The organism is Pseudoalteromonas ostreae (assembly GCF_018069805.1).
GTDB lineage: Bacteria > Pseudomonadota > Gammaproteobacteria > Enterobacterales > Alteromonadaceae > Pseudoalteromonas > Pseudoalteromonas ostreae.
Map to the genome: position 1 here is coordinate 1 of NZ_JAGPYN010000044.1, position 11,816 is coordinate 11,816.

Here is an 11,816-nt window from a genome sequence, read left to right on the forward strand (position 1 = left end):
TATAGGACCATTAGTTGATAATGGTGTAGACGACTTAACTATAAGAACTAGTATAAATACAGTGATCGTTGAGCCTCTATATAAAGAAGTTAGCTTAGCTGGGGGATACATAACATCTGATCTTATCGAAGGGATGTTATATTTTTTGACTGAAAAGTGTCATGTGGAGTGGGTGTAATGATAATCTACCATCCTGCATATGATGTGAATCATTGCTCTTACCGAATCCTAAATATTTTATATGCTTTGAAAAATCATAAGACTAATTGTGATTTGTTAAAAATAATCAACTTTTACTATGTATATCCACATCTAATAAAACGGATGAAAAGCCTTCCAAGACCTTTGAATTATAAATCAAAAGTTATTAATAGTATTAACGAACCATTTGAATTGACACCAATCCCAAGTACTTTATTTTTTGAAATGATATCAACGCATGAGGCCTCTATACAGTCGCTATTACAAAAATCACTTATCTATATTGATGAAAACGAAATTTTTCTTGAAATTACAAATCTACCGAAGGGACTTATAGAAATATTTCAAAATGATGAATTTAATAAAAGCAGTATTTTTAAAATTTTAGTTGAGTCTTTTCCTAAAACCAAGCTTGATGGAGAGAATGGACTTAAATCAAAAAGTGGACTAATGGAATATAAATATGACTAACACTAATTTTTTTGTAGAAAGGTTGGTAATTTTAAAATCAGGATTTAGTGTTTATGATGAAGATTTTCATCGTGGTATAAATGTTATTAGAGGAGACCACTCGGTCGGTAAAACTACAATATTAGAACTATTGTTCTATGTTTTAGGTGGGGAAATAAAAGAAAATCAATGGTTGTACCCTGCTGACAGGTGTGATGAGGTATTTTGTCAAATAAATATAAATAATGAAACTTTTACTATTAAAAGGGATATTGAAAAAGGCGCGATACCACCCATTCGTATTCAAAGCGGTACATATGAAAAGACACGCTCAACTAATCTTGGTTGGAAAAAGTTTGGTCCGAGAAGAAGTGAATCTGGTGAAAAATACTCTTTTTCACAGCAGTTTTTTGATTTACTTGGTTGGGACAGTCATAAGTCGGATGATTATGCAAATTTAACGATGCATCAAATACTTAGGTTTTTATATGTAGACCAAGAATCGGGCTCAACTAAAATTTTTCGTGCTGAAGATAATAATCGAGGAGATAGCGAAGGTATACGTATTGCTATTGCTGAATTTTTACTAGGCTTAGATAATCTCGATACACATAAATTGAGGCAGCAACTTATATTAGCAGAGCGCGAATTCGAAAAAATTTCTTCAGAATTAAATGCTATGTATAAGGTCTTAGGTACTGATTCGAGTTTAACCGTTGAAACTTTAAATACCTATATTGTAAAAAATTCTAACGAAATAAATGTTTTATTAAATAAAGATGTTGAATTTAAAGAACCTCCAAAGGAAGATAGAATTAATACTAAAAAGTATAAAGATTTGGAGAAAAAAATTGAAATACTTAATAGGCAGCTCCAATCCTTTCATTTGGATATACAATCAACTAGTGGTGAAATTATTGATTGCGAATTATTTGAGAAGTCTCTTATTTTTAGAAAAAAATCACTTCTAGAGTCGAGGGCTGCTTATGATAATATTGGAGAGATGAAATACACGCATTGCCCGTGCTGTTTAGAAGAAATTACTACTTCAGATGTAAATTCTTGTCACCTCTGTAACGCAACTAAAAAGGAGTCTTCTCACTCAAATAATTATATGCAGATTTTGACCGAGCTTGATTTTCAGATTAAGAGTAATAAAAAGGTACTTTATGACTACCAAGAGCATTTAATAGGTCTTCAGTCGGCTATTATTATCGCGAAAACTAACCTTGAAAATACTCAAAGTGAGTTGCTTGCCATTGCTAAAATAGTAGATGTTGAAACACAATATTTAATTGAAAGGGCGAGAAAAGTTGGACAATTAGAATCAGAAAGTAAGCAAATACAAAAGCAAATAAGTATTATTAAAGACTTAGATAAATTTAAATCAAGAAAGTCTGAGCTAAATAAATTAATTTTAGGTTATAAAGAAAAAATATCTTTCGCTTCTACATCTACTAAAAAAAGACGAGATAAAGTTAATGCTGGTATTTGTAATAATATGTTGGCTATTCTTCGCGCTGATTTACGTGAAAATGGAGAACCTTATGAAGAAGTTTTTAAAAAAGCAGATTGTTCAGATATAGAAATTGATTTTTCAAAAGATAGAACCTTAATTGATGGACGTGTAAAGTTCTCAGGTAGCTCTAACTATATAAAAAAGAATGCTTTCTTTCTTGCTGCTTTATTTGAGTCATTATCAGATCCTCATTATCGACTTCCAAGGTTTCTTATGTTGGATGCTATTGAAAATGGCGGTATGAAAGCATGGCGTAGCCATAACTTCCAACGCTCTATAATTGAAATGTTTAAAGGCAAAGAAAATTTTCAAATAATATTTTGTACTTCAATGGTTTTAGATGAGTTAAATAATGACGAATATGGTGTGGGCCCTTACTATACTGATAATGTAATTAGTATATGAAGTTAATAATGTATTGATGGTTTTTTACATCATATAGTTATCAACTATTTTTACTTATTAAGGCAGTATGTTTTTTCATTTGTCCATTTGTAAAACATGGTCTAATTAATTGTAAGTCGTCATTTGACATTGAGTAAATAGAATATTTATTGTCGTCAGAACGTAGGCTTATTTTGTAATTCTTGGGGTCATAACTTATGTTTGATGAATCTAAAAATTTAAATATGTTGAGTAACTCAATTGGCGTAAAGCCTGATTGCAGTTTGTAATTTCTAACGGCTCGTTCAATGAACAGCCGTTCGTCATCATTCCTGTCTCTTACTTTCCAGAGCTTGCGTAACGGATCTAGCATTTTATCTTCTAAGGCTTTTTTTAGCATACGATTTAGTTCTTTACTACGTGATGACTTATCGATAAGACGATTTCCATCTTCATCAAAAACACCGATTTCTTGAAAGCGTAATATGCAACTAGAGCCAACCCATAGAGAACTTTTTTTAATTTCATTTTGTATTTCAAAATGATAGCGTAACTCTGGGTGTTCACAGAGTTCACAATCTTCTGTTGCATCTCCGTAGTCTTGTACTTCACCTGTAAAAGTCCATTCTTTCAAAGCTTCTATAAATTCATCAGCTAAACTTAATGGAATAAGGTTTAGTTTTGACTTTTCTAGCCACGGGTTAGTTCTCATATTAAATTCCTTTTAGCGCATTAAAAACAAATCATCATCCAACAGCCAATTTCCCTGCCTCGTGCCACATTTCACTTGGCATGGGGTTGGTTAACTCCCACGTTATATTCATCGGCTGGCTGCCGTTGTGGCTTTGGTATTTAACCTCGCCGTAGTTTACAAAGCCCATAGTTCGGCCGTTTTCGTCTTTGCCTTGTTCGCGTACAAATAACAGGATGGTTTTGCCTGTTTGTTGGTGCTGAATATAACTTAGGCCGCGGCCGTGTTCTGGGCGGGCGCTGTTTTGCGTTTGCCAATGGAACAGGGTGGGGCTAATTGCGTAGTCGTGATAAAGCGTGGTGGGCGAGTAGGTTTTTTCGCACTTGTTGAGTGTTACAAATAACAGCTCTAGGTTTTGATTTTTAAATTCTAAAACACCTTCGCGGGCGGTCGATTTTTTATCAAACGAGTGCGCCCCAAACGCGGCGAGTATTTGTTGGCGCGTGAAGCGGCTGTGTAATTTGATTGCGTGATTGGATAGGCACGTTAAATCGCTTTCTTGCTGGTGAATGCGATTTATTAACAGCGTAATTACTTGGGCAAGTTCCTGCTGTAGCTCTTTGTGTTTAAGTGCCTGTAAGCTTTGCTCAAGCGTTTTAAAGCCTAAACTTGTGCCAGTGGTATCCCAAAAATTGTAATGCGCCATAAGCGCGTACTGTTGATTTTGTGGCGTTGGGGTAAAGCTAAAGTCGTTGTTACATAAATCACGTAAAAAGCATAAGTAGCTGAGCGAGTCGCAGCCGAGTAATTGGGTGTTGATAGCGCGATAATACGCGGCGTAAATATCGGCTTGCTCTGTGGGTATTTCATCGCCTTTTAACCAATGCCAGCCGCCGAGCTTTCTGTCTTTTGGTTTGTAAATATCTTCCAGCGTGACTTGCGGGTTTATGCGTAAAAAATTACTGAGCGTAAGCGCATCATTAGTATGTTGTGGATAGCTATTTATCAGCTGCTGTAAACGGCGTTTAGAGTTTATAGCTTGCTGAATATTTTTTAATATTGTTTGTTGTGTGCGCTTTTGTAGCTCTATGCGGCAACCCAGCGGTAAGTGCGGGAAGTTGTTTTCAATCTCGGTTTTTATTGGTTGGTTACTTTTACCAATGAGTGCGCGGAATTTACTGGCAAAGTCGTATTCTGGACGGGCATTACCGACAAAGTCGAGTACGGTACAGCACTGCTTTGATCTACCTAAAGAAAAGCTGTTGTCGGGCAGGCGCAGGCCACGGCCGAGTTGCTGTAAAAACAGGGTTAGGCTTTCTGTTGGGCGTAAAAATAACAGAGTATCGACCTCTGGAATATCGACACCTTCGTTAAAAATATCGACCACGCAAAGTATTTGTATTTCACCTTGGCGCAGTGCTTGCTGCTTGGCCGTACGTTCATTAGTATTTTTGCTAGTAAGCACATCGGCGTTTATGCCTGCTAAGTTAAACTTAGACGCCATAAACTCTGCGTGCTTTTGGCTTACGCAAAATGCCAACGCTTTAATGTTGTGAACATTTGTCACTATATCAGCAAGGCTGGATATAATTTTGTTAGCGCGGTTGTTCTCGCCTGTATAAAGGTTACTTAGCTCGCTTATATCGTAACGGCCACCACGCCATGTTATTTGACTTAGGTCGGTGTCATCATCAAGGCCAAAGTACTGAAATGGGCATAAGTGGCGTTGATTTATTGCCTCTGGCAAGCGAATTTCAGCGGCTATCACGTCGCAAAAATCATCGAGTATATTGGCACCGTCTTGGCGCTCTGGCGTGGCGGTTAAGCCAAGTAATATTGTGGGCGTAAAGTGATTCAAAATAGCGCGATAACTGGCGGCGCTTACGTGATGCACTTCGTCTATCACAATGTAGTCGTAGTAATCGTGGGTTAGATTAAGCGATTCAATTTGGCTATTCAGCGTTTGGATTGACGCAAATAATTGGTTATAGCGCTGTGGTTTGTAGTTACCCACCCACAGCTCACCAAAGTCGTTGTTTTTAAGCACGCCACGATAAGCGCTTTGCGCTTGTTTGAGTATTTCTTCGCGGTGGGCTACAAACAAAAAGTGTGCGTTTGGGTTTTTGTCGTAAACGGCTTTGAAGTCAAACGCCGATATTATGGTTTTACCTGTGCCCGTTGCGGCAACCACTAAGTTTTTAAAGCGATCATGAACGCTACGTTCAACGCTTAGTTTTTCTAAAATAGCGAGTTGATGGGTTTTTGGTGTTATATCAAAATAAAACTGGCTGCTTGCTTGGCCAACACCACGTTGCTCATTAAGTGAATTTATGAGCTTTTCTTTACATTCAACCTTGCCAGTAAATAGCTCGAAATCTGGCGATTGCCAGTAAGTTTCAAAGGTGCTTTTAGTTTTGGCTATGATGTGCGGGATCTCTTGGGCGGTAATTTTTAAGTTCCACTCAAGGCCGCTGGTAAGCGCTGAATGCGATAAATTAGACGAGCCAATATAACCGGTATGAAAACCCGTATTACGCATAAACAAGTATGACTTTGCGTGTAAGCGCTCTTGCTGATTGTTGTAGCTAAGCTTTACCTCGGTATTTGGCAAGTTTGCTAAAAACTCCACCGCTTTAGCATCCGTTGCGCCCATGTACGAGGTGGTAATTACTTTGAGTTTATTGCCACTTTTGGTAAACGCTTCAAGCTCATTTTTAAATATGCGCAGCCCCGTCCATTTTATAAATGAGACAAGCCAATAAATAGTGTCGGACGATTTAATCTCGCGTTTTAGCTCGGTTTCGAGGGAGATCCCCGCATTCGCGCCGCTGAATAATTCGCTTTGGGTAAGTCCTGTTAGCGGGAAAATATCTTTGGAGTAATCTTTAAGATTTGCAGCAATAGGGTTTTGAGTATTAAACAGTGCAGTAAGAATACGGCCTTGGCTGTCGATAAGGTTTTCGTTGATCAGCTCGTCATCGCGAATATGATCTTTAAGCCAAAGCACAAGGCTGTTTGCTAGGTTAATTTGTTCCTGTAAACGCTCGTTTGAATTAGGGATTGCATCAATGGCATGTTCAACAAGTTTACCTAAAAAGCGCGAAAGCCACGTAGCCGCCTCAGCCGATTCTAGCTGGCGTTCGCCCACATAAAATTGGTCACGATTTAAATTTTGTTCAATTACTCGTGTAATTAATTGCTCGTAAATACCAATCTGTTGCATTAAATCGCTCCCTGTTTGCGAGCATTCAGTTTACTAAAAAATGCAATGTAAACAAGCATTAACTGATAGTTGAATTAAACGCAGCTGCTAAGACAATTCCCCCCTGAACACATACGAAATTACACGGTCTTAAAATAATTTTATTTTCACCTGTTCAGTTTAATTCTGTACAAAGAGTGTCAATTTAATAATTTTTGTAGTATAAATGGGTAAATGGAATTTGGAAGTATAAAGTGTTGGAATCATTTGATTTTATTGCAAATTTTAAGTTCATATCAATATTAGTCACATTACTGATATTTTTTGTTGGTCTACCTTTGTTAGTTTCTCGCCTTAGGGTAACAACTCTTAAGCATCAAGTTTTAAGTTTAGACTTTTATATGAAGTTGAAAACACTAATAGAAGATGATTTTGAAAAGAATTATTCAACGATATTAGTTGCTTTATATGGCTATACAAAATGCGAGCTAAATCAGTATGAGATACTGTGGTTTATTAGGACTCCGGGGGCATTTAAGCTTCTTAGGCAGTATACATCATGTAGGAAGTACTTGATGGTATGTGAAAAATCAAAAGTGATCAAATTAAAAGCAACCTACCAGAAGAAAAAACCTAGACTTGTAGAGAGGTTGAAATATTTTGGATTATATTTACTTTTTTCATTGTTAGCGCTTATTGTTTCAATTAGTAGCCTCTATTTTTATTCTACCTTAATTGTTCCTTTTTTGTTTTTTGCCCTAGTAATAGCAGTTTTCTTTTTAGTTACAGCATTTTATTGTCTAAATAAATCAACTAAAGTTGATAGTGCAGAAAAGTTAGTTAAAGTAACTTTACCTGATAGGGTGAGCATTATCTGAAATCTGCATGTGTCTCAAATCTTATTTACTCGAAAGCGCTTTTCGCGTCAGCAAGTTTAACGCCTACATTAAAATTTAAAGACCGCTGCCAAGACAATACCCCCCGTGATCACACCCGAAATTGAATTAATGATGAGTAATTTACAGCATGGATGCTGTGAAAAGGCGTAGCTTGGCCACGGATGGCCTATCTACGCTGTTTACGTTCATATCATTAATTTAAATTGAGGAAGTAGTGTGATCCTCGGGGCGCCGTGGGGTTCCAAGGGGCGTACGGCGCTATGCGCCCCTTGGTTGCCGTCGCCAACGCGACATATATTAATAAAGGCGACGAGCATCGAGTTGCGGAGATCGGGTTTTGATATTAAAAGGTGCGCTTTTCGCGTCAACAAGCTTAACGCCTACATTAAAATTTAAAGACCACTGCCAAGACAACTCCCCCGTCATTTTGCCCGAAAAGACTCAATTGATGAGTAATTGATTGCATGGATGCAATCAAAGCCGTGACAGGCACATGGATGTGCCTTACACGACGTTTACGTTCATATCAATTAGACTTTGAGGAAAGTGCAAAATGCTCGGGGCGCCGAGAGATTCCAAAGAGAAGTCGGCGGTTACTTCTCTTTGGTTGTCGTCGCCAACGCGACATTTATAAATAAAGGCGACGAGTATCGAGTTGCGGGAAGCGGGTTTCAAGCTATTTAAAGCTGCGCTTTTCGCGTCAGCAAGCTTAATGCCTACAGTAAATTTGAGCGCTGCTGATAAGTTAATCCCTCGTTACTTTGCCCTAAAACTCAATTGATGAGTATATAGACTGGATGGAGGTATTTAATTTCCTCATTGATTTTTAGTCTTTAAATATATACATTGAACCTAAATTAGGAAATATAAAAAAGGATTTTTGCTATGTTGAAAGTACATGTTTGGCTACCTAATGGTAATATGGTTGGCCATGCCTCAATCTCATTTGGCACAACTTATATTAGTTTCTGGCCGGCAGATGGCGCTGGTAAAAAAGATTTAAAAATAAAACGACGCCAGCCAGGGCATTTTATGCAGGCTTTGGAGGAGGACATACAAAGCGAAGGCAACCGCTCCCCTATCACTGTTACGTTAAATAATGTTGATACTGTTTCGTTATCTAAGCATATACAAGAATTGCAAAGAGCGGTACCTCAATATCAGCTAGCTAAATTTAATTGTTCCCACTTAGTTGCTGACTGTTTAAAAGTTGCTTGTGGAATAGAGCCAACCTTTAAACCGACGGCTCAAGATTACGGCCGTTTAGGGAAGGTTTTAGGGCGTGGAATATGGACACCCCATGAAATTTTAAGGTATGCTCAAGAGTTAGCTAAAAGTGAGGTAGCATAAATGAAGCTAATTTATGATCAAAATTATAATTATAATTTAGGCGTGCTGAAATATCTTCACCCCTTTGATGGTGAAAAATTTAAGCGGGTGATGGCGGAGTTACAAGATGTTGTCGTGGATAAATTAGCACCTTTAAAAGCTATAAACCTAAATGTTGTTGATGAATATCTCAATGAACTTATGAGATTAAAAATACGGGATGAGGTTTTTATTTTCCGTGCCCTTGAAGTTCCAAAAATTCCTTTTGTTGGCTTTGATTTTCTAGATAAAAAAATTCTGACACCTATGCGCTTAGCTGTTGCTGGTACTTTATTGGGTGCTGAAAAAGCCTTGGAGTCTGGTGAGATTATGTGGAACTTATCAGGCGGCTTTCATCATGCTAGTAATTTAAATATGGAAGGTTTTTGTATTTATAATGATATTGGTATTAGCTATCAACAATTGCGAAAAAATGGCAAATTAAGTGAGACAGATAAAGTATTAATTATCGACGTTGATGCTCATCATGGTAACGGTAATGCGTACTCATTCAAAGACAACGAAAATGTACATTTATTGGATGTATATAATGAGGATATTTACCCGACCTCAGTATTTACTCGTAACAGAGTAAACTTTCCAGTTCCGCTTAAAAGTGGTGTAGAAGGCTGCGAATATTTAGAAAAGTTAACCCAAGCGCTTGAGTTAATAACGGGTAATTATGCTTTGGCCTTTGTTATAGCAGGGACTGATGTATTGGCTGTTGATAAATTAGGTGGTTTTAAGCTTAAAGTAGAAGATGTTGCTAAGCGTGAAAAAATCATACTGTCTCACTTAAAAACGCTTGAAATACCAACAGTGGTTACTGGTGGCGGCGGATATTCAAAACAAAGTGCTGCTGCCATAGCGGCTGCAATTAAGGCATGCTCAACACTATAAGCTTACTCATTAAAAATATAATAAAACCTAAGCGCGAGATAAACTCCCGCCTCCAATTAAATCTCTTCGGGTTTATTCCCCGCCGCTTGCGGCGTAGTATTGAGTAATGAGCGAATTTATACATAAAAGCCACAATGTGACAGTTTTACTTTATCACTTAGTTTTCCCTGCAAAATATAGAAGAGCAGTTCTTGATGTGGGAGTTGATAGGGCAATCACAGAAATTTGTGTTGAAATAGAAAAACGTTACGAAATCAAATTTTTAGAAATTGGGACGGATGAAGATCATATTCATTTTTTAGTTCAGTCAGTACCAACCTACAGCATTACAAAGTTGGTAACGATGATTAAAAGTTTAACGGCAAGAGAGGTTTTTAAAAAGTACCCTCATGTTAAAAAGCAGTTATGGGGTGGAGAGTTTTGGTCAGATGGTTATTTTGCAAGTACGGTAGGCAAACATGGTGACGAATCAATGATAAGAGAGTATGTGAAAAACCAAGGAAATAATTATGACCAACTCCATTCGGATCATCAGTTAGCTATGTTCTAACGAAATACCCCGCTCACGAAGTGAGTTCTGCGTAGCAGAAGGGCTTGCCCCAGGGATGTTTATTAAACAGCGGAATATTACTGTCAATAAAGGCATGAATAAGTTGACCTTACGTGGACAAACGAAAGTGAATGCCCAATGGCAACTGTATTGCTTAGTTCATAATCTAGAACAGCTGAGAAACACGATGCATTAATTAGCGTTAGCCCTTATCACCTCAAATAATCCACTCAAACACCTGTGATACCTTCCAAAACGCCCATTAAAGCAACAGCAGATCCTCTTTTATATTTTACGTAAAAGTCAGTAACCGATTGAATCAAAATAGGAACTCGGCTATGGTTAATGCATCAATAAAAATAAATCAAAAACGAGTTATTCTATAGGCTCGTTAGCTTATGTGGTTAACCTTCACACATTTAAGGAAAATGATGTTTTTTAAGTTTATTAAGTTGGCTTTTTGCTGTTGTTATTTTTTCTCTGTGCCGCTAAGTGCCAAGGAAAGCACCGAATTTAAAATTCGAAATACGGATACCCTGCAAATAAAATCTGAAGTAAGCGGACTGGAGTACGAACTGTATATCCGCCTACCTAACGATTACTCAGAAAATAACAAAAAATACCCATTGGTATTATTAAATGACACAGGTTATTCAGTTGCAGTGGCGAGCGGCATTGTGCATCTCATGGCAGGCCGGGATATCGAGGATGTTATTATTGTAGGGATTTCATATTCCAAAGGCCATAACCCTTTGCTTAGTCGCACCAGAGACTACACACCAACATATGCCCCAAATGAAAAAAGGGGACATTCGCTCGAAGTTCAAAAGTATTCAGGTAAAGCTAGTCAATACATTAGATTCATTTCAGATGAGGTTTTACCTCTGGTTAGTCAAACATACCGAATCAGACAGGATAAAAAAGTATTTGTTGGTCATTCATATGGTGGATTGCTAGGCGCCAAGATATTGATCACAAATCCCGAGTTATTTGATTACTACATATTAGGTAGTCCATCGTTCTGGTACGACAATAAAGCGATGTTTCGGCTGGAAAGTGACTATGCAAAAAGTAATAAGAGCATGAAAGCAAAGGTGTTCATGTACATAGGCAGTCAAGAGGGTAGTATGGTCGAGCAAATGCTTGCATTTGAGAACCAATTGAAATCAAGAAATTATCAAGGGTTAAGTGTGCGATCCAAAGTATTGTCAGGATTGACTCATCACAGTGCTTTTGCAGTGTTATTAACCGATGGGCTTCAACAAGCGGTTCCAAAGCAAGGCAAAGGCAGCTAATCGGGTAGCCGGAGGTTTCTAACCTCCAGCCCCCACACCACCCATCATGCGGGTCCGCAATGGGCGGTTCACCTCCCGTAATGAATATTGATCCAAATATCTCTCAGTGACACTAAACCTTTTGACGCTAAATAGTCATTGCCTAGCGCAATGTTAATTCCTTTTGTTTTTGAGCTTCGACAAGGCCCCTTGCTGGTGATACCACATGCTATGGCTAGTCTCTCACTGACCCCCAATTTCATTAAACTGCGTACTTTGGTGCGAGGTTTACGCCATTGCCGCCAGTAGCACATTCTTATCCTACGTCCGATCCAATGATCTAAATCCACCGTTAGCTGATAAGCGTTGGCTATCAGG

At 38.0% G+C, this 11,816-nt stretch carries 11 protein-coding genes and 1 pseudogene; 9 read left to right on the forward strand and 3 right to left on the reverse strand.

From position 1 onward, the window contains the following. The first annotated feature begins 1 nt into the window (after position 1). Genes J7338_RS21070 through J7338_RS20235 form a run of 3 tightly spaced genes read left to right on the forward strand, consistent with a single transcriptional unit; the run spans position 2 to position 2,575 of the window. Entirely contained in the window at positions 2 to 178 is a 177-nt protein-coding gene (locus J7338_RS21070) for an ABC-three component system protein (RefSeq protein ID WP_338109338.1), read from the forward strand. Next, a complete protein-coding gene (locus J7338_RS20230) occupies positions 178 to 672 on the forward strand; it encodes an ABC-three component system middle component 5 (RefSeq protein ID WP_338052520.1) in 495 nt (164 codons plus the stop codon). Before J7338_RS21070 ends, J7338_RS20230 begins: the two co-directional genes overlap by 1 nt. Then, positions 665 to 2,575: a P-loop NTPase family protein gene (locus J7338_RS20235; RefSeq protein ID WP_210798774.1), complete on the forward strand. Its 1,911-nt coding sequence runs from the start codon at positions 665 to 667 to the stop codon at positions 2,573 to 2,575. Before J7338_RS20230 ends, J7338_RS20235 begins: the two co-directional genes overlap by 8 nt. A gap of 40 nt (positions 2,576 to 2,615) precedes the next feature. On the opposite strand, the gene J7338_RS20240 is transcribed toward J7338_RS20235, so the two are convergent. Both J7338_RS20240 and J7338_RS20245 read right to left on the reverse strand, forming a co-directional pair. Continuing rightward, the gene (locus tag J7338_RS20240; RefSeq protein WP_210798775.1) at positions 2,616 to 3,266 is read right to left on the reverse strand and encodes a hypothetical protein; all 651 of its coding nucleotides are present in this window, start codon (positions 3,264 to 3,266) and stop codon (positions 2,616 to 2,618) included. A 34-nt stretch (positions 3,267 to 3,300) separates the two neighbouring features. Further along, a complete protein-coding gene (locus J7338_RS20245; RefSeq protein WP_210798776.1) occupies positions 3,301 to 6,468 on the reverse strand; it encodes a DEAD/DEAH box helicase in 3,168 nt (1,055 codons plus the stop codon). Positions 6,469 to 6,701: 233 nt separating this feature from the next. Between J7338_RS20245 and J7338_RS20250 the strand changes: the two genes are divergently transcribed. From J7338_RS20250 to J7338_RS20275, 6 genes and pseudogenes are all read left to right on the forward strand, one after another. Next, positions 6,702 to 7,325, forward strand: a complete 624-nt coding sequence (locus J7338_RS20250) for a hypothetical protein (protein ID WP_210798777.1) — start codon at positions 6,702 to 6,704, stop codon at positions 7,323 to 7,325. A gap of 906 nt (positions 7,326 to 8,231) precedes the next feature. Then, positions 8,232 to 8,696, forward strand: coding sequence for a hypothetical protein (locus J7338_RS20255; RefSeq protein ID WP_228733050.1), 465 nt, complete (start codon positions 8,232 to 8,234; stop codon positions 8,694 to 8,696). Beyond that, positions 8,697 to 9,614 (forward strand): histone deacetylase family protein, encoded by a 918-nt coding sequence (locus J7338_RS20260; RefSeq protein WP_210798778.1) that lies wholly within the window; start codon positions 8,697 to 8,699, stop codon positions 9,612 to 9,614. It abuts the gene before it with no gap. A 106-nt stretch (positions 9,615 to 9,720) separates the two neighbouring features. After that, entirely contained in the window at positions 9,721 to 10,164 is a 444-nt protein-coding gene (gene tnpA, locus J7338_RS20265; RefSeq protein WP_210798779.1) for an IS200/IS605 family transposase, read from the forward strand. A gap of 73 nt (positions 10,165 to 10,237) precedes the next feature. Beyond that, positions 10,238 to 10,360, forward strand: a pseudogene (locus J7338_RS20270) (transposase); the annotation flags it as partial. Between the two features lie 232 nt (positions 10,361 to 10,592). After that, on the forward strand, positions 10,593 to 11,459 hold the full coding sequence (locus J7338_RS20275; RefSeq protein WP_228733052.1) for an alpha/beta hydrolase: 867 nt from the start codon (positions 10,593 to 10,595) through the stop codon (positions 11,457 to 11,459). A 68-nt stretch (positions 11,460 to 11,527) separates the two neighbouring features. On the opposite strand, the gene J7338_RS20280 is transcribed toward J7338_RS20275, so the two are convergent. Beyond that, a partial coding sequence (locus J7338_RS20280; RefSeq protein ID WP_276529888.1) for a group II intron maturase-specific domain-containing protein occupies positions 11,528 to 11,816 on the reverse strand: 289 nt, incomplete at its 5' end.

Coding starts and splice junctions, on each gene's coding strand:
- J7338_RS20230 (WP_338052520.1), top strand. CDS start 178: ATGATAATCTACCATCCTGCATATGATGTGAATCATTGCTCTTACCGA.
- J7338_RS20235 (WP_210798774.1), top strand. CDS start 665: ATGACTAACACTAATTTTTTTGTAGAAAGGTTGGTAATTTTAAAATCA.
- J7338_RS20240 (WP_210798775.1), bottom strand. CDS start 3,266: ATGAGAACTAACCCGTGGCTAGAAAAGTCAAAACTAAACCTTATTCCA.
- J7338_RS20245 (WP_210798776.1), bottom strand. CDS start 6,468: ATGCAACAGATTGGTATTTACGAGCAATTAATTACACGAGTAATTGAA.
- J7338_RS20255 (WP_228733050.1), top strand. CDS start 8,232: ATGTTGAAAGTACATGTTTGGCTACCTAATGGTAATATGGTTGGCCAT.
- J7338_RS20260 (WP_210798778.1), top strand. CDS start 8,697: ATGAAGCTAATTTATGATCAAAATTATAATTATAATTTAGGCGTGCTG.
- tnpA (WP_210798779.1), top strand. CDS start 9,721: ATGAGCGAATTTATACATAAAAGCCACAATGTGACAGTTTTACTTTAT.
- J7338_RS20275 (WP_228733052.1), top strand. CDS start 10,593: ATGATGTTTTTTAAGTTTATTAAGTTGGCTTTTTGCTGTTGTTATTTT.